22 protein-coding genes and 1 pseudogene are annotated in these 24,368 nt (G+C 61.1%); 10 read left to right on the top strand and 13 right to left on the bottom strand.

All coding sequences use genetic code 11. The annotated features are described in order from the left end of the window. Position 1 precedes the first annotated feature (1 nt). The gene (locus H043_RS0100410; protein WP_027610257.1) at positions 2 to 1,660 is read left to right on the top strand and encodes a Na/Pi cotransporter family protein; all 1,659 of its coding nucleotides are present in this window, start codon (positions 2 to 4) and stop codon (positions 1,658 to 1,660) included. A 163-nt stretch (positions 1,661 to 1,823) separates the two neighbouring features. Further along, positions 1,824 to 3,212 (top strand): pitrilysin family protein, encoded by a 1,389-nt coding sequence (locus H043_RS0100405; protein WP_027610256.1) that lies wholly within the window; start codon positions 1,824 to 1,826, stop codon positions 3,210 to 3,212. Here the strand turns inward: H043_RS0100405 and H043_RS30595 are convergent. Beyond that, a pseudogene (locus H043_RS30595) lies at positions 3,212 to 3,310 on the bottom strand (metal ABC transporter ATP-binding protein); the annotation flags it as partial. The gene H043_RS0100405 and the pseudogene H043_RS30595 sit on opposite strands and share 1 nt — an antisense overlap. Before the next feature lie 93 nt (positions 3,311 to 3,403). Between H043_RS30595 and H043_RS0100400 the strand changes: the two are divergent. Genes H043_RS0100400 through H043_RS0100380 form a run of 5 tightly spaced genes read left to right on the top strand, consistent with a single transcriptional unit; the run spans position 3,404 to position 7,998 of the window. Then, positions 3,404 to 4,432 (top strand): DUF5924 family protein, encoded by a 1,029-nt coding sequence (locus H043_RS0100400; RefSeq protein ID WP_027610255.1) that lies wholly within the window; start codon positions 3,404 to 3,406, stop codon positions 4,430 to 4,432. 54 nt (positions 4,433 to 4,486) lie between these two features. Continuing rightward, positions 4,487 to 5,635, top strand: a complete 1,149-nt coding sequence (locus tag H043_RS0100395; protein WP_027610254.1) for an ABC transporter permease — start codon at positions 4,487 to 4,489, stop codon at positions 5,633 to 5,635. After that, the gene (locus H043_RS0100390; protein ID WP_027610253.1) at positions 5,632 to 6,435 is read left to right on the top strand and encodes an ABC transporter ATP-binding protein; all 804 of its coding nucleotides are present in this window, start codon (positions 5,632 to 5,634) and stop codon (positions 6,433 to 6,435) included. The genes H043_RS0100395 and H043_RS0100390 overlap by 4 nt, the downstream gene beginning before the upstream one ends. A gap of 1 nt (position 6,436) precedes the next feature. Further along, on the top strand, positions 6,437 to 7,375 hold the full coding sequence (locus H043_RS0100385; protein ID WP_027610252.1) for an MlaD family protein: 939 nt from the start codon (positions 6,437 to 6,439) through the stop codon (positions 7,373 to 7,375). After that, positions 7,372 to 7,998 carry an ABC-type transport auxiliary lipoprotein family protein gene (locus H043_RS0100380; protein ID WP_027610251.1) on the top strand — a complete coding sequence of 209 codons (627 nt, stop codon included), beginning with the start codon at positions 7,372 to 7,374 and terminating at the stop codon, positions 7,996 to 7,998. The genes H043_RS0100385 and H043_RS0100380 overlap by 4 nt, the downstream gene beginning before the upstream one ends. 121 nt (positions 7,999 to 8,119) lie before the next feature. Here the strand turns inward: H043_RS0100380 and H043_RS0100375 are convergent, their stop codons facing one another. The 5 genes from H043_RS0100375 to H043_RS0100355 form a co-directional block, all read right to left on the bottom strand. Further along, positions 8,120 to 9,349, bottom strand: coding sequence for a nucleoside recognition domain-containing protein (locus tag H043_RS0100375; protein ID WP_025112290.1), 1,230 nt, complete (start codon positions 9,347 to 9,349; stop codon positions 8,120 to 8,122). A 230-nt stretch (positions 9,350 to 9,579) separates the two neighbouring features. Further along, positions 9,580 to 10,911 (bottom strand): glutamate/aspartate:proton symporter GltP, encoded by a 1,332-nt coding sequence (gene gltP, locus H043_RS0100370; RefSeq protein WP_027610250.1) that lies wholly within the window; start codon positions 10,909 to 10,911, stop codon positions 9,580 to 9,582. A gap of 702 nt (positions 10,912 to 11,613) precedes the next feature. Next, complete coding sequence (locus H043_RS0100365) at positions 11,614 to 12,078, bottom strand: inhibitor of vertebrate lysozyme family protein (protein WP_027610249.1); 465 nt, start codon at positions 12,076 to 12,078, stop codon at positions 11,614 to 11,616. A 2-nt stretch (positions 12,079 to 12,080) separates the two neighbouring features. Further along, a complete protein-coding gene (locus H043_RS29475) occupies positions 12,081 to 12,245 on the bottom strand; it encodes a DUF1328 domain-containing protein (protein ID WP_003177151.1) in 165 nt (54 codons plus the stop codon). Positions 12,246 to 12,317: 72 nt separating this feature from the next. After that, the gene (locus H043_RS0100355) at positions 12,318 to 12,602 is read right to left on the bottom strand and encodes a hypothetical protein (protein ID WP_027610248.1); all 285 of its coding nucleotides are present in this window, start codon (positions 12,600 to 12,602) and stop codon (positions 12,318 to 12,320) included. A 426-nt stretch (positions 12,603 to 13,028) separates the two neighbouring features. Between H043_RS0100355 and algB the strand changes: the two genes are divergently transcribed. Both algB and H043_RS0100345 read left to right on the top strand, forming a co-directional pair. Continuing rightward, positions 13,029 to 14,375, top strand: coding sequence for a sigma-54-dependent response regulator transcription factor AlgB (gene algB / locus H043_RS0100350; RefSeq protein ID WP_027610247.1), 1,347 nt, complete (start codon positions 13,029 to 13,031; stop codon positions 14,373 to 14,375). Between the two features lie 10 nt (positions 14,376 to 14,385). Continuing rightward, positions 14,386 to 16,176: a KinB sensor domain-containing domain gene (locus H043_RS0100345; RefSeq protein WP_027610246.1), complete on the top strand. Its 1,791-nt coding sequence runs from the start codon at positions 14,386 to 14,388 to the stop codon at positions 16,174 to 16,176. Here H043_RS0100345 and H043_RS0100340 read toward each other — a convergent pair. The 7 genes from H043_RS0100340 to H043_RS0100310 all read right to left on the bottom strand — a co-directional run bounded on the left by H043_RS0100340 (position 16,173) and on the right by H043_RS0100310 (position 23,514). Beyond that, complete coding sequence (locus H043_RS0100340) at positions 16,173 to 17,789, bottom strand: EAL domain-containing protein (protein WP_049827796.1); 1,617 nt, start codon at positions 17,787 to 17,789, stop codon at positions 16,173 to 16,175. The two genes, H043_RS0100345 and H043_RS0100340, sit on opposite strands and share 4 nt — an antisense overlap. Before the next feature lie 73 nt (positions 17,790 to 17,862). Further along, positions 17,863 to 18,642: an N-acetylmuramoyl-L-alanine amidase gene (locus H043_RS0100335; RefSeq protein WP_027610244.1), complete on the bottom strand. Its 780-nt coding sequence runs from the start codon at positions 18,640 to 18,642 to the stop codon at positions 17,863 to 17,865. A gap of 100 nt (positions 18,643 to 18,742) precedes the next feature. Continuing rightward, positions 18,743 to 20,833, bottom strand: a complete 2,091-nt coding sequence (locus tag H043_RS0100330; protein ID WP_027610243.1) for a diguanylate cyclase — start codon at positions 20,831 to 20,833, stop codon at positions 18,743 to 18,745. Beyond that, a complete protein-coding gene (locus H043_RS0100325) occupies positions 20,830 to 21,708 on the bottom strand; it encodes an endonuclease/exonuclease/phosphatase family protein (protein WP_027610242.1) in 879 nt (292 codons plus the stop codon). The genes H043_RS0100330 and H043_RS0100325 overlap by 4 nt, the downstream gene beginning before the upstream one ends. A gap of 14 nt (positions 21,709 to 21,722) precedes the next feature. Continuing rightward, positions 21,723 to 22,364: a thiol:disulfide interchange protein DsbA/DsbL gene (locus H043_RS0100320; protein ID WP_027610241.1), complete on the bottom strand. Its 642-nt coding sequence runs from the start codon at positions 22,362 to 22,364 to the stop codon at positions 21,723 to 21,725. A gap of 200 nt (positions 22,365 to 22,564) precedes the next feature. After that, positions 22,565 to 23,176, bottom strand: a complete 612-nt coding sequence (locus H043_RS0100315) for a cytochrome c (RefSeq protein ID WP_027610240.1) — start codon at positions 23,174 to 23,176, stop codon at positions 22,565 to 22,567. Positions 23,177 to 23,208: 32 nt separating this feature from the next. Then, a complete protein-coding gene (locus H043_RS0100310; RefSeq protein WP_027610239.1) occupies positions 23,209 to 23,514 on the bottom strand; it encodes a cytochrome c5 family protein in 306 nt (101 codons plus the stop codon). 191 nt (positions 23,515 to 23,705) lie between these two features. Here H043_RS0100310 and yihA point away from each other — a divergent pair, with 191 nt between their 5' ends. Beyond that, a complete protein-coding gene (gene yihA / locus H043_RS0100305; RefSeq protein WP_027610238.1) occupies positions 23,706 to 24,350 on the top strand; it encodes a ribosome biogenesis GTP-binding protein YihA/YsxC in 645 nt (214 codons plus the stop codon). The last annotated feature ends 18 nt before the right edge of the window (positions 24,351 to 24,368 follow it).

Raw genomic sequence — 24,368 nt, 5'->3', positions numbered from 1 at the left:
CATGCTCACCCTGCTCAATTTACTGTCTGCCGTGGCCCTGCTGATCTGGGGCACGCACATCGTCCGAACCGGCATCCTGCGGGTGTACGGCACCAATCTGCGCCATGTGATCGGCCAGAACATGTCCAAACGCTGGCTCGCGTTCGTCGCCGGCATCGTCGTGACTGCGATGGTGCAGAGCAGCAACGCCACGGCCATGCTCGTCACCTCCTTCGTCGGTCAGGGCTTGATGGCGCTGACCCCGGCGCTGGCGACCATGCTTGGCGCCGACGTCGGTACCGCGCTGATGGCGCGGGTGCTGACGTTCGACCTGTCGTGGCTGTCGCCGCTGCTGATTTTCCTCGGGGTGATTTTCTTTCTGTCGCGCAAACAGACGCGGCTCGGGCAGATGGGCCGGGTCAGCATCGGTCTGGGGCTGATCATTCTCGCGCTGCAACTGATCGTGGAGGCCGCCGCACCGATTACCCACGCCCAAGGGGTGAAGGTGATCTTTGCTTCGCTGACCGGCGACATCCTCCTCGACGCCCTGGTTGGTGCGTTGTTCGCGATGATTTCCTATTCCAGCCTCGCCGCCGTGCTCCTGACCGCGACGCTGGCCGGTGCCAGCGTGATCAGCCTGCCGGTGGCGATCGGTCTGGTGATCGGCGCCAACATCGGCAGCGGCGTGCTGGCGTTCATGAGCACCAGCATGCAGAACGCGGCCGGGCGGCAAGTGGCGCTGGGCAGCCTGCTGTACAAACTGATCGGCCTGCTGCTGATCATCCCGGTGCTTGACCCGCTGGTGCACTGGATGGACGGCCTGGATTTCAGCCCGCAGGAAATGGTCATCGGCTTCCACTTGCTCTACAACACCGCGCGCTGCCTGATCCTGCTGCCCAGCGTCGCGCCTATGGCACGCCTGTGCGCCTGGCTGCTGCCGGAGCGCCCGGAGGTCAACGGCACCGCCAAGCCGCGGCATCTCGATGCGACGGCGCTGGTCACCCCGAGCCTGGCGCTGGCCAACGCCGCCCGCGAGACCCTGCGCATGGGCGACCTGATCGACAACATGCTCGACGCGATGCTCGATGTACTGCGTGGCAAGCAGACCGCCATCACCCAGGAAATGCGCCGACTGACCGATGACGTCGAAGCGCTGTACAGCGCGATCAAGTTGTATCTGGCGCAAATGCCCCGCGAGGATCTCGGCGAACAGGACAGTCGGCGCTGGGCAGAGACCATCGAATTGGCGATCAACCTGAAACTGGCCAGCGACCTGATCGAACGCATGCTGCGCAAGGTGCAGCAGCAGAAGACCTCCCAGCGTCGGTCGTTTTCCGAAGAAGGCCTGGAGGATCTGGCCGGGCTGCATCAGCAACTGATCGCCAACCTGCGCCTGGGCCTGTCAGTGTTCCTCAGCGGCGACAAGGAAAGCGCCCGTCAGCTGTTGCGCGAGAAACGTCGCTTTCGCGCACAGGAACGGCGTCTGGCCCATGCCCATGTCAGCCGTTTGCAACGTAAGATCGTGCAGAGTCTGGAAACCAGTTCGCTGCATCTGGAGCTGATTGCGGATATGAAGCGCTTGAATTCGCTGTTTTGCAGCAGTGCTTACGTGGTGCTGGAAACGGCGGATACCGGGGCGCTGGAAGCGGATGATATTGCCGACATTACGCATTCGCCTTGAACGTCTGGGGCTGGGGTCAGTCAGTAACATTGATTCAGCCGCAAGATATTCGCGAGCAGGCTCGCTCCCACAGGGAATGAATTTCAAGGTGGGAGCGAGCCTGCTCGCGAAAGCGGCCTGAATAGCGACACGGATCTCCAAATCAGCCGTATGGAAGCCTGTTATGCGTTGCCTGTTGTTCGCCTGTCTGTTGCTCGGTTCCCTGCCCGCCTTCGCCGTTGATCGCTTTCAGGTCGAAGGCTATGCGCTGCCCAACGGTTTGCAGCTGTTGCTCAAGCCCGGCACCGAGCGCGGGCATGTGGCGATTCGTCTGGTGGTGGGCGTCGGTCTCGACGATTTCGACTGCGATGAAAAAGAGCTGCCGCATCTGCTTGAGCACCTGCTGTTCAGCGGCGTCGATGCCACCGGCGAAGGCGGCCTCGAGGAGCGCATGCAGGCGCTGGGCGGTGAGTGGAACGCGTTCACCAGCAACGCCGACACCACGTTCGTCATCGAAGCCCCGGCAAAGAATCAGCGCAAGGTCCTCGACCTGTTGCTCGACCTTTTGACCCAGACCCGCATCGACGACAACGCGATCAACGCTGCCAAGCGCGTAGTCGAGCGCGAGGACGGCGGCCACTACACCCGCCTGCAACGCTTTCTCGACCGTCAGGATCTGGGCCACACCGCGAGCAATCAACTGGCGGTTGAGCTTGGCCTGAAATGCCCGCAACGGGCCGAGGTCGGTCACCTGACCCAGAAGCAACTGGAGAAGGTGCGCAAGACCTGGTACGCGCCGAACAACATGACCCTGATCGTCGTCGGTGAGCTCGACAAACTGCTGCCGGCCTATCTGGAACGCACCTGGGGCGCGCTCGAAGCGGTGGACCCGGCGGAGCACCGTGAGCTGCCGGACATCCGCACCAGCGCCGCCCATGAACGCACCCTCACCCGTGGCTTCATCGGCGACAGCGCCAAGTTGCACTGGCTGGTGCCGGAGCCGATGCTCGACGATCAGTACGACGAGACCTTCGACATCCTCAAGGACTACCTCGACTGGGCGCTGTACCGGCAGATTCGCCTGAATCACGGCCTGTCCTACGGGCCATGGGCCGAGCGCGAAGTGTTTGGCGGGGTCGGCTTCATGAGCCTCAACGCTGACGTGGATCGCGATGACCTCGCCGAAGCCCAACAGGTGCTGGAAGACCTCAAGGCCGACCTGCTGAAAAACGGCCTCGACCCGGACACCTTCGCCCGGATCAAACAAGCCGCCATCGCCCATCAGGCCTGGGCGGTACAGGGCAACAGTGCCATGGCGGATTACTACTGGAGCGCGCTGGGTGATTACGAGGACGGGCGCTTTGCCAACCCGGCCCGGGAGCTGCAAGGCGTGACGCTGGAGACGGCGAACAAGGCCATGCGTGAATTGCTGTTGCAGCCGGGATATCTGCGGATCGAGAAGCCGTTGCTCAGTGATGATGAAGTGTTGTGGCTGATTGCCGGTGGCCTGGGCGTGGTCTTGCTGGTGCTGATTGGCTGGCGGTTGCACCGTCGTAAGCCAGCCAAACACTGAACCTGTGGGAGCGGGCTTGCTCGCGAATGCGGTGTGTCATTCAGCAATGATGTCGACTGACACGGCCCCTTCGCGAGCAAGCCCGCTCCCACAGGGATCTGTGGTGATTTTACTGACCGGGAGCCTCGCCACGTCGCCCGGCGGACGGTACTCTGTCGAGGTTTTTTCCTACTCAGTCGTGAACCGCCAACATGCAGAAAATCCCCCTCCTGATCCAGCGCATTCTCGAGCTGATGAAGCGCTATCCCGGGGTGATTGCGCTTGGCGGTTTCATCTCCGGGGTCGGCAGTTTCATTCTGGTCGATCGCCAGCAGGGACTGGCGAGCTGGATCACCGTCATCATGCTGCTGAGCTGGATCTGGCTGATGCTGGAAAACACCCTGACCGGCCTGTTCACGCGCATCTTCAAGCGGGAGATCCCCCAGCCGCTGCTGCGTTACGCGACGCAGATGATCCATCAGGAAAGCCTGTTTTTCGTCCTGCCGTTCTTCTTCATCACCACCACCTGGAACAGCGGTCAACTGATCTTCACCGGCCTGCTGTGCATCGCCGCGCTGATCTCGATTGTCGATCCGCTCTATTACAAATGGCTGGCGCCACGGCGCTGGGCTTTTCTCGCGTTGCACACCCTGACCCTGTTCGCCGCCCTGCTCACCGCGCTGCCGGTGATCATGCACCTGACCACCGCGCAAAGTTTCAAATGGGCACTGGGCACGGCGGTGGTGTTGTCATTCCCGAGCCTGGCGTCGATCTTCCCGATCCGCACCGTGCGCAACGCGTTGGCCATTCTGTGCATCACCTTCGGCATTGGCGCGGTCGGCTGGACGCTGCGCTCGTGGGTGCCGCCGGCGACGCTGTGGATGACCGACGTGGCGATCAGCACTCAGTTGCAGGATCGCACCCCGGGCGACAGCCTCGAACAGGTCAGCGCCGAGCAGATCCGCAACGGCGGCCTCTACGCCTACACCGCGATCAACGCGCCGCGCGGGCTGGATGAGCGGATCTACCATGTGTGGCAGTTCGACGGCAAAGAGGTCGACCGCATCGCCCTCGATATCCACGGCGGGCGCAAGGAAGGTTACCGGGCGTGGACGCACAAGCAGAACTTCCCCGGCAACCCGGCGGGCAAGTGGCAGGTGCGGGTGCTGACTGAAGACGGTCAGGTGATCGGCGTGTTGCGTTTCGAAGTGACAGACAGCACAGCGATCAAAGAAAAGTAATCCGGTTCGTGCTATTACGTTAGTTCGCTTAATAGCCGGACAAGCACGGAGCTTATGATCAGCAGCTCAATGAGCGGTAATGCCCAACTGGACACGTCAATCAGCCCTGCCCGACTGCGGGTTTCCGGGGACTGGACGCTTGCCCATTACGCCGACCTCAAGCACCTGACCGAAAAACTGACCGGCCAGTACGACGCCAATACCGTGGTCGACCTCAACAGCCTCGGTGCGCTCGACACTGCGGGCGCTTCGTTGCTGGTGGAGCTGCTCGGTTCCGAGCGTCTGGGCAAATCTGCCGAACACCCCGACTGCACGATTTCCCAGGCCGACCGCGCGTTGCTGCAAACGGTGTATCGCTCGCTGACTGATTTCTGTGTGCCGGTCAAAGAGCCGGAAGTCAGTGTCAGCGTGCAACTGCTGACCCGCATCGGGCGCGCCGTGGAAACGGTCTGGCAGGACACCCTGCAAGTGCTGGGTTTCATCGGCCTGATCCTCGAAACCATCGCCCGCAACCTGTTGCGCCCCAAGCGCTGGCGCATCACCCCCGTCGTCGCCCACATCGAACAGACCGGTCTCGACGCCGCGCCGATCGTGGCGCTGCTGACTTTTCTGGTCGGCGCGGTGGTGGCATTTCTCGGCGCCACGGTGCTGGCCAGTTTCGGCGCGACGATCTTTACTGTGGACCTGGTGGGCTTCTCTTTCCTGCGTGAGTTCGGCGTGTTGCTCACGGCGATCCTGATGGCCGGCCGCACTGCCAGTGCTTTCACCGCGCAGATCGGTTCGATGAAGGCCAACGAGGAGATCGACGCGATCCGCACCCTCGGCCTCGATCCGATGGAGCTGCTGGTGGTGCCGCGCGTGCTGGCGATGCTGGTGGCGCTGCCGATGCTGACGTTTCTGGCGATGCTCTGCGGGATCATCGGCGGTGGCGTGGTGTGCGCGGTGTCGCTGGGGATTTCGCCGGCAATGTTTCTCTCGCTGCTGCAGAGCGACATCGGTATTCAGCACTTTCTGGTCGGCCTGGTGAAAGCCCCGGTCTTTGCCTTCCTGATCGCCACGATCGGTTGCCTGGAAGGCTTCAAGGTCAGCGGCAGCGCCGAATCGGTCGGTGCGCACACCACGTCAGCCGTGGTGCAGTCGATTTTCGTGGTGATCGTGCTCGATGCGGTGGCTGCGCTGTTCTTCATGGAGATGGGCTGGTGAGTCGTCTACCCCGCGCGCCCTCGGAGGCGGTGATCGAAGTCCGTGGCCTGTGCAATCGCTTTGGCAGCCAGAGCGTGCACGAGAATCTCGATCTGGATTTGTACAAAGGTGAAATCCTCGCCGTGGTCGGCGGCTCCGGCAGCGGTAAATCGGTGCTGTTGCGCAGCATTGTCGGTCTGCGTCGGCCCAGCGAAGGCGACGTGAAGGTGTTCGGACAGAACCTGCCGAGCCTGTCCGAGCATGAGCGTTCGCTGGTCGAGCGGCGTTTCGGCGTGCTGTTCCAGAAAGGCGCGCTGTTTTCCTCGCTGACGGTGACCGAAAACGTCGCCCTGCCGCTGATCGAACACGCCGGCCTGAGCCGCCACGACGCCGAGCATCTGGCGGCGGTGAAGCTGGCGCTGGCCGGGCTGCCGCTGTCGGCGGCGGACAAATACCCGGCTTCGCTGTCCGGCGGGATGATCAAGCGCGCTGCGCTGGCGCGGGCCCTTGCGCTGGATCCGGACATCCTGTTTCTCGACGAACCCACCGCCGGCCTCGATCCGATTGGCGCGGCGCAGTTCGATCAACTGATCCTGACCCTGCGCGATGCGCTGGGCCTGAGCGTGTTTCTGGTGACCCACGACCTCGACACGCTCTACACCATCACCGACCGCGTGGCGGTGCTGGCGCAGAAGAAGGTGCTGGTGGCCGGCCCGATCGACGTAGTCTCGGAAACCGATGACGCGTGGATTCACGAATACTTCCACGGCCCGCGTGGCCGCTCGGCGCTGGACGCCGCCAAATTGCTCAACGAGGTCTGACATGGAAACCCGAGCCCATCATGTGTTGATCGGCCTGTTCTCAGTGATTGTCGTGGCAGGCGCCCTGCTCTTCGGCCTGTGGCTGGCCAAGTCCAGCGTCGATTCTGAGTTCAAGGATTACGAAGTAGTGTTCAACGAGGCCGTCAGCGGCCTGTCCAAGGGCAGCCCCGTGCAGTACAGCGGGATCAAGGTCGGTGACGTGGTCAACCTGCGTCTCGACCCGAAAGACCCACGCCGAGTGCTGGCGCGGATTCGTCTGGGCGGTGACACCCCGGTCAAGGAAGACACCCAGGCCAAACTGGCTTTGGCCGGGATCACCGGGACTTCGATCATCCAGCTCAGCGGCGGCACTCCGGAGAGTCCGAAGCTGCGTGGGCATGACGGCGAGCTGCCGACCATTGTCGCGGCGCCCTCGCCCATTTCCCGCCTGCTCAACGACAGCAACGATTTGATGAGTGGCATCACCGCGCTGCTGAGCAACGCCAACCAGATGTTCTCCCCGGAGAACGTCGAGCGCGTCAGCAACACCTTGGCGCATCTGGAGCAGACCACCGGTTCGATCAACGATCAGCGCGGCGACCTGCGCCAGGCCATGCAGCAACTGGCGAGTGTCGGCAAGCAGGCCGGCAGCATGCTCGAGCAAACTTCGGCGCTGATGCGCAACGCCAACGGCCTGCTCAACGATCAGGGCAAGCAGGCGCTGGGCAGTGCCGAGCAGGCGATGAAGTCGCTGGAGCAAAGCAGCGCCACCATCAACGGCCTGCTGAGCAAGAACCAGAACTCGCTCGACAACGGCATGCAGGGCCTCAATGGCCTGGCGCCGGCGATCCGCGAACTGCGCGAAACCCTGACTTCGCTGCGCGGCATTTCGCAACGCCTTGAGGCCAACCCCAGCGGCTACCTGCTGGGCAGTGACAAGAACAAGGAATTCACCCCATGAAGCTGATTCATTTCGCTCTCCTCGCCAGCCTCGCTTTGACCAGTGCCTGCTCGATCCTGCCCAAGGCCGAACCTTCGGACGTCTATCGCCTGCCCGCTGCGCAAGCGCCCGCCTCAGCCAGTTTGGCGGCGACCCAGCACTGGTCGCTGCGCCTGAACAAGTTGCAGGCCAGCGAAGCGCTGAACCGGCCGAACATTGCGGTGATTCCACAGGGCGACGTGATCAGCAGCTACAAGGCGTCGCGCTGGAGCGATCCGGCGCCGGTGCTGGTGCGTAATCGGCTGCTGGATGGTTTTGCCCGGGATGGTCGGGTGACGCTGCTCAGCACCGATGACAGTAACTTCGCTGCGGACCTGGAACTGGGCGGCAGCTTGCAGGCGTTTCAGACCGAGTATCAGGGCAATCAGGCCAGCGTCGTAGTGCGGGTCGATGCGCTGCTGGTGCGCGGCTATGACCAGAAGATTCTCGCCAGCCGCCGCTTCGAAGAGCGCCAGCCATTGAATGATGTACAGGTGCCGGCGGTGGTGGCCGGGTTTGGACAGGCCAGTGATCGGCTGACGGCCAAGGTTGTCGCCTGGGCTGTTCAGCAAGGCCAGCAATTCACCCAACAACCCAGACCTTAAACCTTATACATAACCCCTGTGGGAGCGGGCTTGCTCGCGAAGGCGGTGTGTCAGTCAATATACAGGTCGACTGACCCGCCGCTTTCGCGAGCAAGCCCGCTCCCACAATGGGGATTCGTGGTTAACCGAAGAACCAGTAGCAGACGCCGATGGCGCCGAGTACGCCGGCCAATTCAGCCAGCAGCGCGCATCCAACGGCGTGCCTTGCGCGCTGAATCCCCACCGCACCGAAATACACCGCCAGCACATAGAACGTGGTCTCGGTACTGCCCTGAATCGTCGCCGCCACCAGTGACGGGAAGCTGTCGACGCCGGAGGTCTTCATGGTCTCGATCAGCATCGCCCGCGCGGCGCTGCCGGAAAACGGTTTGACCATCGCCGTCGGCAACGCATCGACAAAACGCGTATCCCACCCGGCCCACTGCACCAGATGCCGAATGCCATCCAGACCAAAGTCCAGCGCTCCCGAGGCACGCAGCACGCCAATCGCGCAGAGCATCGCCACCAGATACGGCAGCAGGTTCTTGGCGACGTCGAAGCCCTCCTTCGCGCCCTCGACGAACGCTTCGTAGACCTTGACCTTGCGTAACGCGCCGATCACCAGGAAAAGCATGATCAGGCCGAACAGCGTCAGGTTGCCAAGGATCGACGACAGCCCGGCCAGCGCCGTGGCCGACATCGTCGCCAGCAGCGCCATGAAGCCGCCGAGGATCAGTGCGCCGGGAATCAGATAGGCCAGCACCACGGGGTCCCAGATGCGCAGGCGCTGCATGAACGCCACCGAAAGGAAGCCGACGATGGTCGAGCAACTGGTCGCCAACAGGATCGGCAGAAACACCAGGGTCGGGTCCGGTGCGCCTTGCTGGGCGCGGTACATGAAGATTGTCACCGGCAACAGGGTCAGCGACGAGGCGTTGAGCACCAGGAACAGGATTTGCGCGTTGCTGGCGATGGTCGCGCTGGGGTTGAGCTCCTGCAGCGCCTTCATGGCCTTGAGACCGATCGGCGTGGCGGCGTTGTCCAGGCCCAGGCCGTTGGCGGCGAAGTTCAGGGTAATCAGACCGAGCGCCGGGTGCCCGGCCGGAACTTCCGGCATCAGCCGCAGGAACAGCGGGCCCAGCACTTTCGCCAGCCATTCGACGATCCCGGCCTTCTCGGCGATGCGCAGGAAGCCCAGCCACAGGGTCAGCGTGCCGAACAGCAACACCATGACCTCGACCGAGAGTTTGGCCATGGCGAAAATGCTTTCCACCATCGCCGCGAAAATCCCGGCGTTGCCACCGACCAGCCACTGCACCAGCGCAGATATTGCCGCCACGACGAAGAAGCCAAGCCACAGGCCATTAAGCATCAGTCAAATCCCCCGGAAGATGCGGCGAATGATAGCGGGGTCGCCAGAAACGACAAACCCCGGATTGCTCCGGGGTTCGTGTGTGCCTCATTTGTGGCTTGGCTCAAATCCCCTGTGGGAGCGAGCCTGCTCGCGAAAGCGTCCTGTCAGTCCATCAATGCTTAATGACATACCGCCTTCGCGAGCAGGCTCGCTCCCACAAAAAAGCCGATCTCCACAGGTTTCAGCTATCAGTTCTTGGAAATTTCGCCAGCCGGCAGTTTTTCCTTGCTGCGCCAGTGCGGCAGGGAGTTCCAGTAGCGCTCGCCCTTGGCGTCGTCGTACATGCCTTCCCAACGCGCGATAACCAGCACTGCCAGGGCGTTGCCGATCACGTTCAGTGCGGTACGCGCCATGTCCATGATGCGGTCGACACCGGCGATGAACGCCAGGCCTTCCAGCGGGATACCGACACTGCCCAGCGTCGCCAGCAGCACCACGAAGGACACGCCCGGTACGCCGGCGATGCCTTTGGAGGTGACCATCAGGGTCAGCACCAGCAGCAGTTGTTGGCTGATCGACAGGTCGATGCCGTACAGCTGGGCAATGAAGATCGCTGCGATCGACTGGTACAGGGTCGAACCGTCGAGGTTGAACGAGTAGCCGGTCGGTACCACGAAGCTGCAGATGGCTTTCGGTGCGCCGTAGGCTTCCATCTTCTCGATTACGCGTGGCAGCACGGTTTCCGAAGAGGCGGTGGAGTAAGCCAGGACCAGCTCATCCTTGAAGATGCGCATCAGCTTGATCACCGAGAAGCCGAACAGCTTGGCGATCAGGCCCAGCACCACGAAGGCGAAGAAGGCGATGGCGACGTAAACCAGGATCACCAGTTTGGCCAGCGGCAGCAGGGAAGCGAAGCCGAAGTTGGCCACGGTCACTGCGATAAGGGCGAATACGCCGATCGGGGCGTAGTTCATGATCATGTGAGTGACTTTGAACATGCTTTCCGAGACACCCTGGAACATCTTCACCAGCGGCTCGCGCAGGTCCGACTGCAGGCTCGACAAACCGAGACCAAACAGCACGGAGAAGAAGATGATCGGCAGCATTTCGCCGCGGGCCATGGCCGCGAAGATGTTCGACGGGATCAGGTTGAGGATGGTCTCGATGAACGCGTGTTCATGCTGCACTTCGGCGGCGGTCGCCTGGTACTTGGAGATATCCACCGTGCCCAGGGTGCTCATGTCGATGCCGGCGCCCGGGTGGAACACGTTCGCCAGCACCAGACCGACAAGGATCGCGATGGTGGTGACGATTTCGAAATAGATGATGGTCTTCAGGCCGATACGCCCGAGTTTCTTGGCGTCGCCCACGCCGGCGATGCCGACGATCAGCGAGGAGATGACGATCGGGATCACGATCATCTTGATCAGACGGATAAAGATATCGCCTGCCGGTTGCAGGACGTTGCTGATCCACCAGGCTTTTTCGGCACTGAAGTGGTTGAGCAACGCACCAATTGCAATCCCTAAAACCAGACCGATGAGGATCTGCCAGGCGAGGCTGAGTTTTGCCTTCTTCATTATCTTTACCCTTACTTGCGTTTGACTCAGGCACATGCAGGAACTGGAACGCTCTGTCAGCGGAAAAGTCTGTGCATCTGCCTCCGTATAAGGTGCCCCGAAGCGCGTATTTACGGCTCTTCGGCAGGCGAAAAAAGGCGCAACTATTCCGATGCAAGGTTGCGCCGTCTAATGCCGTAAACGCCTACCCTATGCCGAATCGGCATGAGCTTTTTTAATTGAAACTGGCGTCCCAACCGGTTCGATTACGACATTTCAGCCGGCATAAGTGCCGTGAACCGGCCATTGCAGCGTAGATTGGTTATTTTTTAAACGAGAAATTTCGACGGAAATCTTAAGAAAAAGCCTACGTTTGCAGACTAGATGTCCCACTGTTTAAAGGGACTCTTTCTCGATATACGGTCGCTAGGAAACACCGCGTAATGTTTTCGCGCGCAGTGTGAGGCATAAAAAGATGAGCAGGACGCTCTGGATCAATGTTTTTGCATCGGATAAAGCTCAGCGCAAGTCCGTCGAACCACTGAGGGTCGGCGAACCTGCGTCGCAGCTTTTACCCTGACCCGGCCCTCGCGCAGGCACTCCCTGTACCCGTAGGTCACTCCGACCCTGCAACAGTCAGAACGTCCCGGCCCCCTGGTCATGCGCCGGCCTTCCTCGGGCAGGCGCAATAAAGGGCAGCGGGGCGCCGCCCTCATGTTCGAATCAATACCACTTCGGGTCTTTCTTCAGCGTTTCCATCAACAGGTTCTGCATACCCTCATCCGGTTTGCCGAGGAAGCGGTAGGTGGCATGTCGCGTTGGCGACTTGTCGGCCGGCAGTCCTTCGGGCACATCGACGAGCATGGCGTATGCGTCTTTCTTGTCGAAGCTGAAAGCCACGATCAAGCGGTGGTTCAGGCACTTGTCTGCGGATTCGCAGAGCGGCCCGACCAGATACTTGTCGCCATCTTCAGTCACGGCATTCATCTGCTGGTCTGGCGTGCCGGACAGGTTCATCACCCATTCCGGCAGGCGCTCTTCGTGCTTCACAACGCCTTGCCAGGTTTCGCGGTATTGCGGGTCGGAGCTGAGCAGCTCGTTGACCCGCGCCTGGCCATCATTGGCCGCCATCGCCATGGCACTACCGCCCATAAGCAGGGCGGCTACCAGTGTCTTTAAAGCGATCATCGTTAACCTCGGCCGCGACGGCCAAAGAAGAAGGAAGCGATGAACATCACCAGGAACACGACAAAGAGAATCTTGGCGATACCCGTGGCGGTGCCCGCGATACCACCGAAGCCCAGTACGGCGGCGATGATGGCAATGATCAAGAATGTAATTGCCCAGCTCAACATGGTGATTCTCCTTACTTTTCTGTTTAGGGATATTGCGTGTTCCGGCGCGATGCGCCTGAATTCTTCGGTTCGTCAGAAAACCCAGCGCTCTTCACGTGGCAGTTGATCCAGCGGCTGTGGCTGATCGACATCCATCATGCGCATCGAGGCGTTTTCGGCCTGACTGCTGCTGACGGCGCTGAAGTGCGTCTGCGTGCTGTGTTGAAACGAGATCAGCGGCTCAGGCTTCTGGCTGTTTTGCCAGCTCAGGTATTGCTGGCAGACGATCAGGGTGATCAACAGTGCAAGCACGCCAAACAGGCCTTGTTGGATATGCAGTGGCGAGATACGCACTTGGGCGGCACGTTGGCGAGTCATCCTGGGTTCCTCACTCTTATTCGGTTGGGGCAGTGGAATCTGCCCGGGCTGAATGAGGTATTGCAGGCTGCATGCCAGTTTTTTATTTGAAAAATATTCAATAAAATCAATGGTTTGCAAGTGGGTGAAATTCAGCGGCGGACGCATCCTGCACGATGGGTCATCTATGGTCGTGCGAAATGCATGATTATTTCGTAGGAGATTTCATTCTTATGGAATTGAGAGCACGTCCCGGATGTCAGAAAAGTACGCAGGGAACCCTCTGTAAATCGGTGATTGTTTAAAAACTCAGCAAAATCAACGGATTGGCCGTCAAGGCAGGAGAGAGCTACCCTCCCATGGCTCGCATCGTTCAGAATCAACCATGCAACTTGCCCGATTTTTCCGGGACTAACCCAAGATCAATCACTATGGAGCGTAGGAAAAATGGAATCTGCCACTGAGCATCAAGGCCGCATTCTGCTGGTGGACGACGAGTCCGCCATCCTGCGAACCTTTCGTTACTGCCTCGAAGACGAAGGTTATACGGTGGCCACCGCCAACAGCGCGGCTCAGGCTGATGCACTGTTGCAACGCCAGGTATTCGACCTGTGCTTCCTTGATTTGCGTCTGGGTGAAGACAACGGTCTCGATGTACTGGCGCAGATGCGCGTTCAGGCGCCATGGATGCGGGTGGTGATCGTCACCGCGCATTCGGCGGTCGATACCGCGGTGGACGCGATCCAGGCGGGCGCCGCCGACTATCTGGTCAAACCGTGCAGCCCCGACCAGTTGCGTCTGGCTACCGCCAAGCAGCTGGAAGTGCGCCAGCTCTCGGCGCGTCTGGAAGCCCTCGAAGGCGAGATCCGCAAACCCAAGGACGGCCTCGACTCTCACAGCCCGGCGATGAAAGTGGTGCTGGAAACTGCGCGGCAGGTCGCCGGTACCGACGCCAACATTCTTATCCTTGGCGAATCCGGCACGGGTAAAGGGGAACTGGCCCGGGCCATTCATGGTTGGAGCAAGCGCGAGAAGAAATCCTGCGTGACCATCAACTGCCCGTCGTTGACCGCCGAGCTCATGGAAAGCGAGCTGTTCGGCCACAGTCGTGGTGCGTTTACCGGCGCCAGTGAGAGCACTTTGGGTCGGGTCAATCAGGCGGACGGCGGCACGCTGTTTCTCGACGAGATCGGCGATTTTCCACTTACATTGCAACCCAAGTTGCTGCGTTTCATTCAGGACAAGGAATACGAGCGGGTAGGGGACCCAGTGACTCGCCGCGCCGATGTGCGCATTCTCGCCGCGACCAACCTCAACCTTGAAGACATGGTGCGCGACGGGCGCTTCCGTGAAGACCTGTTGTATCGCCTCAACGTGATCACCCTGCATCTGCCGCCATTGCGCGAACGTGCCGAGGACATCCTGACCCTTGCCGACCGCTTCCTCGCGCGCTTCGTAAAAGAGTACGCACGCCCGGCCCGAGGCTTCAGTGACGAAGCGCGAGAGGCGCTGCTGGGTTATCGCTGGCCGGGCAATATCCGCGAGCTGCGCAACGTAGTGGAGCGGGCGAGCATCATCTGCCCGCAGGAACGCGTGGAAATCAGCCACCTCGGCATGGCCGAGCAGCCGGCGAACAACGCACCTCGAGTCGGCGCCGCGCTGAGCCTCGATGAACTGGAAAAAGCCCACATCGGCGCGGTGCTGGCGACGGCAGGCACGCTGGATCAGGCGGCGAAAACCCTGGGCATCGACGCGTCGACCCTGTATCGCAAGCGCAAGCAGTACAACCTGTGAGCGCCCGACGATGAAGCTGGCGATGAAGTTGCGCACTCGCTTGTTCCTGAGCATTTCTGCGCTGATCACGGTCGCCTTGCTCGGGCTGTTGCTCGGGCTGGTCAGCGTGATGCAGATGGCCGGTACTCAGGAAGCAACGATCCGCAGCAACTTCGTGACCCTCGACCTGGGGCTCAAGTTGCGTCAGACCCTCGGCGACCAGTTGGTGCTGATGCTGGCCGAAAAACCCGATCCCGCCGCGTTCGAAGCGTCAAAGCAGCATTACCTGCAATTGCTGGATGAAGGCATTTCGCAGGAGGCCGACGGCGATGGCCGACAGTACGGGTTTACTCAGGCCAAGGCCGACTACCTGAGCTTTCTCCAGGCGTTCGAGCTGTCGCGTAATCCGGGCAATGTGCTCAGCGGCAACAGCGACCTCAGAGAACGCTTCAACATCTTGCGCAACGGTTTGATTGCCGAGCACAAGCATGCGCTGGACAACATCAACGCCGTGCAGCATGACGCCCGGGAAAGGGCGCTGCTGGTCTCCGGCCTGCTAGGGTTGGTGGGACTGGCGGTGCTGATCATCGGCTTTGTCACCGCGCATGCGATTGCCCGGCGTTTCGGCGCACCGATCGAGGCGCTGGCGCAAGCGGCGGACAACATCGGCCAAGGCAATTTCGAGGTGACGCTGCCGATTTCCTCGGCGATGGAAATGAACCAGCTGACCAAGCGCTTCGGGCTGATGGCCGAGGCGCTGCGCGAGCATCAGGCGACCAACGTCGACGAGCTGCTGGCCGGTCAGCAACGCTTGCAAGCGGTGCTCGACAGCATCGACGACGGCTTGCTGATGATTGATCGCGAAGGGCATCTGGAGCACCTCAATCCAGTGGCCCAGCGCCAGTTGGGCTGGGACAGTGATCGACTCGGTCAGGGTTTGGGCACAGCGCTGGAGCGCCCGGAACTCGACGCACAACTGCAACTGGTGTTGCGCGGCGGCACCCTTGAGCGTGCTCCGGAAGATTTGAGCATCGAGGTCGATGGCGAATCACGTCTGCTGACTTACAGCCTGACGCCGGTCAGCCACACCCAGGGGCATATTCTTGGCGCGGTGATGGTGCTGCATGACGTCACCGAGCAGCGCGCCTTCGAGCGCGTACGCAGCGAGTTTGTGCTGCGTGCCTCCCATGAGCTGCGCACGCCGGTCACCGGCATGCACATGGCGTTCGGGCTGTTTCGCGAGCGGGCGAAGTTTCCCCCGGAGTCACGCGAGGCGGACTTGCTCGACACGGTCAATGAAGAGATGCAGCGCCTGATGCAGTTGATCAATGACTTGCTCAACTTTTCGCGTTATCAGAACGGTTTACAGAAGCTCACCCTGGCGCCGTGCTCCATCGAAGACTTGCTGGCGCAGGCGCAATCGCGCTTTGCGGATGCGGCGGCGGCCAAAGGCATTGCCTTGAACGTCGAAGTGCAGGGGCCGTTGCCGCGCCTGCAGGCCGATCAGGCGCAACTGGACCGGGTACTGGATAACCTGATCGATAATGCTCTGCGCCACACTGCCCGCGACGGGCAGATCCGCCTGCAAGCGCGCCGACATGGCGAGCGGGTGATTATCAGCGTCGAAGACAACGGAGAAGGCATTGCCTACGGGCAGCAAGGGCGGATTTTCGAACCGTTCGTGCAGGTCGGGCGCAAGAAGGGCGGCGCCGGGCTCGGTTTAGCTTTGTGCAAGGAAATTGTGCAGTTGCATGGCGGGCGCATGGGCGTCTATTCGCGGCCGGGGCAGGGCACGCAGTTCTACATGGCGCTGGCGGTCTAGGCTTCGTCATCCAGCCGGCGTCCGGCAAGGCGCCGTCCACGGGTGATCAGTTCAATGAACTGCACCGCACTCAAGGCCTGGGCGAACAGCCAGCCCTGACCGAACTTGACCCCCTCGCTGCTGAGAAACACGGCTTGCGCTTCGTGCTCGATGCCCTCGGCAATCACCTTCAGATCCAGTGCCTGCGCCATGTGAATGATGTGCGGAGCAACGCCACTGCTGGCCGCGTCATGACCGAGTGCGTCGATGAAGGCCTTGTCGATTTTCAGGCAGTCCACCGGCAACGTTTGCAGGTAGGCGAGGCTGCAATAACCGGTACCGAAATCGTCGATCAACACTTGATGGCCGACATCGCGCAAGGCTTGCAGGTTCTCCCGCGCCACCACCACATCGATCAGCCCGCGCTCGGTGACTTCGAAGGCGATCTGCCGCGCCGCAACCCGGTGCAGGGTCAACAGCCTGGCCATGACCTGGCCGATGCGCGGCACCATTACGTCGCATGCTGCGAGGTTGACCGAGATGTACAGCTGCGGATTGGCGCGCAGCACTGGTCCCAGTTGTTCCAGCAGCCGTTGCAGGACGAAATCGGTCATCTGCCGTATCTGCCCGGTGTTTTCTGCCAATGGAATGAACAGGTCGGGGCTGGTCAGGGTGCCGTCCGGGCGGCGCCAGCGCAGCAGGGCTTCGGCGCCCACGCAATTGCGGCTGTCGAGGTCGAATATCGGTTGATACAGCACTTGCAGCTCGCCCCGCCGTATCGCGCCCTGGAGTTCGGCGTCCAGTGACTGGCGCTGGCGCACCAGCAGAAACACGAAGAAACCGGCAAACGCCCCCAGCAGCAGGCAGGCCGGCACCATCCACCACCAGACGGTCGGGATGTGCATGCCACTGCGCGGGGTGATCAGCACCAACTGATATTCCGGATTGTTGGTTGGCATGCGGTAGATCAGCCGTGACTGGGTGACTTGCAGGGCCTCGCGGCTCTTCGGTGGCCAGGTTTCGCTTGGTGGCCAGGTCTGGGCTGTGCCGAGTACCGGAATCGCTCGCCTGCCATGATCGAGTACCACCAGCAGGCTGCTGTCCGGTGGCAAGTCGACCATGTCGGTCAAATGCCCGCGCGATGTCGCCACACGGAAGTTGCCGCGCCCGAGCATCAGCGCCGCGCGGTTTTCATCGGGTTCGGTGGTGGTGTTGAGCCAGTAGCTGTAAGTCGGGCCCTTGATGTCCGGCGCGCGGACGACCGACAGTCCCTCCTGCCGGGGGCGGTTGGAGCATATCCGCGAGCCGTCCATGTAGGCCGCTTCATACACGAAGCGATAGTTGAACGTGACCTGTTGCAGGGTGGCGATCATTTCCTCATCGCAACTGCGCAACGGCTGTGCCTGGAGGTCGTCGAGACTTTCGCGCAATTGCCCGAACAGTTGCTCGAGGCGGGCCAGAAAACGCTCGCCCTGGGCGTTCATCTCCTGGCTTTCGTTCTGCTCGATCTGGCGCATGGCGACGAACATTCCGCCGGCGATCAGCAGGCTTGCACTGAGGACAGCCGCGATCATCGCCAAAAACCACGGGCGATAAAACCAGCTACGCAGCGTCGCTCGGGTAGCAACCATCATGGAATATCCGAAGAATTACCAATGAGTTATAGCTGCTGATTTCGATTTCGCCCTGACCGTCGGGCGGGCGTCATTATTTTGTCTGATTGAGTACCAGTAACAACGCGGCTGTTTGCGCGTCCGGCAAACCGTCGAAACGGGAAGGGCGGAAGTGCATCTGGAACGCTGCGAGCACGTGGCGCGTCGCCACATCCAGCTCGCCGGTTTGCGGAGTGTCGTAACCGACGCGCGCCAGTTGTTCCTGGAACCAGCTAATGCTCGGCAGTTCGGCGTTGAACTGTACCTGCTGCCGCGCCACCGCTTGTTCATTAGGCCATACGCCCAAGCCTTCAGCGGCCAGACGTTTCCATGGGAACAGTGGGCCGGGGTCGAGTTTGCGCAGGGGCGCGATGTCGCTGTGGCCGATGATATGGCGCGGGCTGATGCCCTGGCGCTGACTGATGTCCTTGAGCAGAACAATCAGCGACTGAATCTGCGCTTCGCTATAAGGGAACCACAGGCGCCCGGTCGGCGTGTCCTTGAAGCCCGGATTGACGATCTCGATACCGATCGAGCTGGAGTTGAGCCAGGTGCGGCCCTGCCATTGGCTTTCCCCGGCGTGCCAGGCGCGCTGGTTTTCATCCATCAGTTTGAAGATGGTGGCGCTCTTGTCGTCGCCGATCAGGTAGTGGCTGCTGACTTCGCCGTGGGTCAGCAGTTGCAGCGAACGCGCGAGCGACGCCGAGGTGTAATGCACGATCACGAACTGCACGCGGCTGTCGTGATTGGCCGAAGGATGGCTGGTGTCGTAACGCGGGCCGCTGGCACAACCGGCCAGAACGAGCAGCGACGCGAGGAGGGCAAAAAATTTCATGGCAGAAGGCAGTACACGCAAGACAGTAATGCAACAGTGTAACGTACTGCCTCGGGTCTCGACGGCCGGCGGGCTGAATTAAACAAAATGGAACAATTGCTCAGCCCAGCTCGACCCGGTTGCGCCCGCCGTTTTTTGCGCGGTACAACGCCTGATCGGCTCTTTTGAGCACCAGATCGCTGTGTTCTCCCATCCTGAACGACGCCAGGCCCATGGAGATGGTGATCGTCACCCGTTCGCCCTTGAAGTGAAACGGGCAGGCTTCGATCGCCGCGCGCAGGGTCTCCAGCAGTTTGGCGCCCACCGCAGGCGTGGTCGCCGGCAGCAGCAGAACGAATTCCTCACCACCAAAACGGGCAATGAAATCCGCTGCGCGCAGGCGTTTGCGCAGCACTGTGGCGATGATCTTCAGCACCTTGTCGCCGGCCAGATGGCCGTAGTTGTCGTTGATGCGCTTGAAATGATCGAGGTCGAGCATCGCCAGACTCAAGGTGTTGCCGTGTTGCTGCCACTGCTTGATCTCGTGTTCCAGGCGTTCGCTCCAGGCGGCGCGGTTGGGCAGGCCGGTCAGCGGATCGATCAGGGCTTTCTGCCGCTGTTCTTCCAGGTGTTCGCGAAAGCCCAGGGCTTCCTGCTCCATGTGCGCCACACGCTCGGCCAGACCCTTGAGGCGTGCCGCCACTTCCTGCTCGCGGGCGTCGCGTTGTTTCTGGTGTTGATCCATGGTGCCGAGCAGGCCTTCCAGATGGTTCTCCAGCACTTGCTTGAGGTCATCCAGATCGGCCGCTTCCTGCATGCTGGTCTGCAAACCATCGACCTGCTCGCGGATCTGCGTGTCCATCGCCCGCGCCGCCGAGCTGTTGTCGGCGTGGCCATCGCTGGCGGCCTGCAGGTTGCTCTGGAACGCTTCGAGGCGCTCGTTGAGTTGCTGCAGATAGGCTTCGAATTCGTGCTGGCCGCTGTCGGTGATCGCCAGCATCAAGGTCGCCAGATCGTCGAGAATCGGCAGCAGTTCGTACCAGTTCAGGCCATTTTTCAACCGGTCGCGCATCGCCTCAGCCTGCGGGCGATGGCGCTCGGGCAGGGTCAGGTCGTCGAGCAGCCCGATCAGCGTGTCTTCGATGTGTTTGGCCACTGAACTGTAAGACGGCTCCGGGGAATCGGGCAGGGCGTACAGAATGTCCTGCTCGGGTTGCTCCGGATCAATGGCGGCCAAAGCCTGGGCAATCGGTTCGGGCAGGGGCAGACTATCGAGGAGCAACGGTGCCGGGATGTCGCCCGGGTGGATCAACTCGTCGGGGTTGAACGCGGCAGCAGGTGCTGGCGCCGTGATCGGGGTGGTCGGCCGTTCGGCTTCAGGTTCGGCCGCTGGTAGTGCAGGTGCAGCAACGGGTTCGCTGATCGGCTCGGCAGCAATGACCGGAGGCACGAACGCGAACACAGGTGATTCGGACTCGGGCTTCACTGCTGGCGTTTGCTTAAGCTCGGCCTTTGGTGGTTGCGCGATGGCCGCTACGGTGACGGGTGCTGCCGGAATCGGCTCGACCGCTGCGGTTGGCGCGGGTACCGGCTCAGATGCAGGTTCAGCATTGGCCGGCGTCGGCGTCGGCGTCGGAGTCGGCGTCGGCGCCTGAGGCTGATCCGAAGACTCTGGCACCCCTTCACTGTCACGGCTGCCAAACAGGCGCTGCAAAAAGCCCGGGCGGTCGGGCTCGGGCGGCGTTTCCAGCTGGCTCAACGCCTTGCCCTGCAAACCGCTGAGTTCGCTCAGCAGCAGCGGCATTTCCCGCGCCTGGCCGACCCGGCTGTCGAGTTGCTTGGCGAATTTCTTCAGCGGCTGGGCGACTTCCCGGGGCAGCGGCAGCGCTTGTAGCTGGGTGACCAGCGCGGTAAGCGCGGTGCTGACCTGATCGATTCGGGTTTCGCGACGTTGCTCGGAATCGAGCACGGCTTTTTCCAGGCGCGGCAGCAGGGCGGCGAGGCCGGCGTCCATGTCGTCGGTGCGCACCACGTCGCGCATCTCTTTCATGCACTGATCAACGACCTTGTCGGTGCCTTCAGCGGCCAGCGTGCTGCGCACCAGACCGCGGCGCAGCAAGTCGAGCCGGGCGGCCCAGCGACGTTCGAGCTTGTCCTGTTGTTCGATGCTTTTGAGGTACTTCTCTTTCCAGCGCTGGGCGTCGTCGCTCATTCAGGGGTTCCGCGAGGGGCAGGACTCAACGCGGGCAATGCATCGGCCGTGAGCGAACCCGGCAGACGAATCTCTACCGCGACCGGCAGGTGATCGGAAATGGGTTGGGCCAGCACTTCGACCTTTTCCAGGGTCAGGGTCGGGCTGAGCAAAATATGATCAAGGCATCGCTGTGGCCGCCAGCTGGGAAATGTGGCTTGCATCTGCGGGGCCAGCAGGCCGAGATCGCGTAACGGTGACTGTTGTAGTAGATCACTGGCATGGGTGTTCATGTCGCCCATCAATATCTGGTGCTTGTAGCCACTGATCAGGTCACGAATATAGGCCAGTTGCAGGCTGCGCACCCGTGCGCCGAGCGCCAGATGCATCATCACCACCACCAGCGCCTCCGGACCTTCACCGAAGCGCAACAGGATCGCGCCGCGACCTTTGGGGCCGGGCAGCGGATGATCTTCGATCGCCCACGGCTTCAGGCGACTGAGCACGCCATTGCTGTGCTGGGCCAGTCGGCCGAGGTTGCGATTGAGTTGTTGATACCAGTAGGGGAAGGCGCCGAGGTGGGCCAGGTGTTCGACTTGATTGACGTAGCCTGAGCGCAGACTGCCGCCATCGGCTTCCTGCAGGGCGACCAGATCGAAGTCGCCAAGCAGGTCACCGATCTTCTGCAGATTGCCTGAGCGCCCGGTGTGCGGCAGCAGGTGCTGCCAGCTGCGGGTCAGATAATGCCGATAGCGCTCGGTGCTGATGCCGACCTGGATATTGAAACTGAGCAAGCGCAGACGATGGTCTGCGGGCAGGCCCGTGGACTCCAGGTGATGCTCGTTGACCTGCGGATCATGCAGGCCAACGCTGCGTTCGGTGCCCCAGCGGCGCATGGCGGTTACCGCGCTTAGTTGGCGGCTGCCTTGTTGGCCGCTCGCTCTTTGGCGACCAGTTGATCAGCCAGTTTCAGGGCTTGCTCGGCACCACCGGCAGAGCCGATATCGAAGCGGTACTTGCCGTTGACGATCATGGTTGGCACGCCAGTGATTTCATACTTCTTGGCCAGCTCACGCGCTTTGACGATCTGACCTTTGATCGCGAACGAGTCAAAGGTGGCGAGGAACTTGTCCTTGTCCACGCCTTGTGTGGCGAGGAAGTCAGCCATGTCGTTCTTGTCGGTCAGCTTCTTGTGTTGTTTCTGGATTGCTTCGAAAACCGCAGCGTGAACCTTGTGCTCGACGCCCATTGCTTCCAGGGTCAGGAACATTTGGCCGTGAGCATCCCACGGGCCGCCGAACATGGCAGGAATGCGTACGAAGTTGACGTCGGACGGCAGTTTTTCAACCCAGGGATTGATCACCGGCTCAAACGCGTAGCAGTGCGGGCAGCCATACCAGAACAGCTCGACCACTTCGATCTTGCCAGGCTCTGCCACCGGTACCGGGTTGGCCAGCTCGACATAAGGGGCGGCCGGTGCTTCGGCGGCCTGGGCGGTCACGCCGAACAGGCTGGCAGCGACGAGAGCGGCGCTGATGATCAGATTACGCATGCTTTACTCCTGGACAATTTTGGTCGCCTCGCGCGACCTGTTTTCAGACAGATCCTGGCGGGCATGAGTTCTGTAGTGTAACGGCAGCGGCCACAAAAAAGGGCGGCCAAAGCCACCCTTTTTATACTTGCTGCGACGGATTAATCGAGCGTTAACGTTGCAGGAGATGTCCATCACCGTTAATGCTCGATTCAGGGCGGTTAGTGCAGGCCCTGGATGTAGCTGGAGACTGCGGCAATGTCTTCGTCGCTCAGTTTGCGCGCGATGGTGCGCATGGTCATCGCGTCGCCGTCGTTGGCGCGACCACCTTCTTCCTTGCGGAAGTCGGTCAGCTGTTTGGTGATGTATTGAGCATGTTGGCCACCCAGGTGCGGGAAACCTGCAGCAGCGTTGCCGGCACCGTTCGGCGAGTGGCAGCCGGTGCAGGCTGGCAGGCCTTTGTCCAGGTTGCCGCCACGGAACAGGGCTTCACCACGCGCGACGATTTTTGGATCGGCAGCGCCGACGCTGCCTTTCTGGCTGGCGAAGTAGGCGGCGATGTCGGCCAGATCCTGATCGCTCAGGTTGGTCAGCAGGCCGGTCATTTCCAGAACGACGCGCTTGCCCGATTTGATGTCGTGCAACTGCTTGTCGAGGTAGCGTTCACCCTGACCGGCCAGTTTCGGGAAGTTTGGCGCCATGCTGTTCCCGTCAGGGCCATGGCAGGCTCCGCAGACGGCAGCTTTTGCCTGGCCGGCGGCGGCATCACCGGCAGCATGGGCGAAGCCTGAAATTCCCACGGTCAACAGCAGACTCACGATCAATTTGTTCATCAGCTAATCCAACTACGGCTAAGGGTTAAGAGTTATGGACCGGGTTTACTCTCGCTCATCCAAAGGATGATGGCCTGGTAATCCTCGGCACTGCAGTCCATGCACAAACCACGCGGCGGCATCGCCTTGAAACCCTGGGTCACGTGTTGCACCAGCGTCTCCATACCTTTCGCCAACCTCGGCGTCCAAGCTGCCTGATCGCCTCTTGCGGGCGCCATGGGTAGTTGGCCGGAATGACAGGCACCACAAACACGGTTGTACACGGCTTCCGGTTCCTGTGTAGCCTGTGCGCCGCAAAGCGGTATCAGGACTCCGGCAGCCAGCAGCCATTTCGTCATAAAACGACCTTTTCAGGGTTGAGAGCGTTCTGCGTTCTGATGCGCAATCAAGGTCTTTGGCTCTCATGAACTTCATCCTTCGCTGGGACAAAGCACACACAAAATCTGCGGCATTATATACTGGCGTCACTGAAACGGAAGCGACACCGCGTTCCGCGCCCAATCCCGGCGCCGCCCACATCGGAAATCCCATGCAACTCAAGAATCCCATCCTCGGCCTGTGCCAACAGTCCACGTTCATGCTCAGTGCCGCCAAAGTCGATCAATGCCCTGACGACGAAGGCTTCGAAGTGGCGTTCGCCGGTCGTTCCAACGCCGGCAAATCCAGCGCACTGAACACCCTGACTCACGCCAGTCTGGCGCGTACCTCGAAAACCCCGGGTCGCACACAGCTGTTGAACTTCTTCAAGCTAGACGATGAACGGCGTCTGGTCGACCTGCCGGGCTACGGTTATGCAAAAGTACCGATCCCGCTCAAGCAACACTGGCAGCGTCACCTTGAGGCTTACCTCGGTGGCCGGGAGAGTTTGAAGGGTTTGATTCTGATGATGGACATCCGTCATCCAATGACCGACTTCGACCTGCTGATGCTCGACTGGGCCGTTGCCGCCGGCATGCCGATGCATATTCTGCTGACCAAGGCCGACAAACTGACCTACGGCGCTGCCAAGAACACCCTGCTCAAAGTGCAGGCGGAAATCCGCAAGGGCTGGGGCGATCTGGTGACAATCCAGCTGTTCTCCGCGCCAAAGCGCATGGGGCTGGAAGAGGCCTACACTGTGTTGGCAGGCTGGATGGAACTGGCCGATAAAGGTGCCGAATTGCCTGCTGAGTAAATCGCAGGCAAAAAAAGC

It is taken from the genome of Pseudomonas sp. URIL14HWK12:I6, from assembly GCF_000514195.1.
GTDB classification, from domain to species: domain Bacteria; phylum Pseudomonadota; class Gammaproteobacteria; order Pseudomonadales; family Pseudomonadaceae; genus Aquipseudomonas; species Aquipseudomonas putida_A.
This window is presented reverse-complemented; position numbering and strand designations above follow the sequence as displayed.

Excerpts from the sequence above, each read along its gene's own strand:
- H043_RS0100345 (WP_027610246.1), top strand. The coding sequence starts at position 14,386 with ATGAAGCTGGCGATGAAGTTGCGCACTCGCTTGTTCCTGAGCATTTCT.
- H043_RS0100330 (WP_027610243.1), bottom strand. The coding sequence starts at position 20,833 with ATGAGCGACGACGCCCAGCGCTGGAAAGAGAAGTACCTCAAAAGCATC.
- H043_RS0100310 (WP_027610239.1), bottom strand. The coding sequence starts at position 23,514 with ATGACGAAATGGCTGCTGGCTGCCGGAGTCCTGATACCGCTTTGCGGC.
- H043_RS29475 (WP_003177151.1), bottom strand. The coding sequence starts at position 12,245 with ATGTTGAGCTGGGCAATTACATTCTTGATCATTGCCATCATCGCCGCC.
- algB (WP_027610247.1), top strand. The coding sequence starts at position 13,029 with ATGGAATCTGCCACTGAGCATCAAGGCCGCATTCTGCTGGTGGACGAC.
- H043_RS0100340 (WP_049827796.1), bottom strand. The coding sequence starts at position 17,789 with ATGATGGTTGCTACCCGAGCGACGCTGCGTAGCTGGTTTTATCGCCCG.
- H043_RS0100375 (WP_025112290.1), bottom strand. The coding sequence starts at position 9,349 with ATGCTTAATGGCCTGTGGCTTGGCTTCTTCGTCGTGGCGGCAATATCT.
- H043_RS0100410 (WP_027610257.1), top strand. The coding sequence starts at position 2 with ATGCTCACCCTGCTCAATTTACTGTCTGCCGTGGCCCTGCTGATCTGG.
- H043_RS0100385 (WP_027610252.1), top strand. The coding sequence starts at position 6,437 with ATGGAAACCCGAGCCCATCATGTGTTGATCGGCCTGTTCTCAGTGATT.
- H043_RS0100380 (WP_027610251.1), top strand. The coding sequence starts at position 7,372 with ATGAAGCTGATTCATTTCGCTCTCCTCGCCAGCCTCGCTTTGACCAGT.
- H043_RS0100365 (WP_027610249.1), bottom strand. The coding sequence starts at position 12,078 with ATGATCGCTTTAAAGACACTGGTAGCCGCCCTGCTTATGGGCGGTAGT.
- H043_RS0100320 (WP_027610241.1), bottom strand. The coding sequence starts at position 22,364 with ATGCGTAATCTGATCATCAGCGCCGCTCTCGTCGCTGCCAGCCTGTTC.
- H043_RS0100315 (WP_027610240.1), bottom strand. The coding sequence starts at position 23,176 with ATGAACAAATTGATCGTGAGTCTGCTGTTGACCGTGGGAATTTCAGGC.
- gltP (WP_027610250.1), bottom strand. The coding sequence starts at position 10,911 with ATGAAGAAGGCAAAACTCAGCCTCGCCTGGCAGATCCTCATCGGTCTG.
- H043_RS0100395 (WP_027610254.1), top strand. The coding sequence starts at position 4,487 with ATGATCAGCAGCTCAATGAGCGGTAATGCCCAACTGGACACGTCAATC.
- H043_RS0100325 (WP_027610242.1), bottom strand. The coding sequence starts at position 21,708 with ATGCGCCGCTGGGGCACCGAACGCAGCGTTGGCCTGCATGATCCGCAG.
- H043_RS0100355 (WP_027610248.1), bottom strand. The coding sequence starts at position 12,602 with ATGACTCGCCAACGTGCCGCCCAAGTGCGTATCTCGCCACTGCATATC.
- yihA (WP_027610238.1), top strand. The coding sequence starts at position 23,706 with ATGCAACTCAAGAATCCCATCCTCGGCCTGTGCCAACAGTCCACGTTC.
- H043_RS0100335 (WP_027610244.1), bottom strand. The coding sequence starts at position 18,642 with ATGAAATTTTTTGCCCTCCTCGCGTCGCTGCTCGTTCTGGCCGGTTGT.
- H043_RS0100400 (WP_027610255.1), top strand. The coding sequence starts at position 3,404 with ATGCAGAAAATCCCCCTCCTGATCCAGCGCATTCTCGAGCTGATGAAG.
- H043_RS0100405 (WP_027610256.1), top strand. The coding sequence starts at position 1,824 with ATGCGTTGCCTGTTGTTCGCCTGTCTGTTGCTCGGTTCCCTGCCCGCC.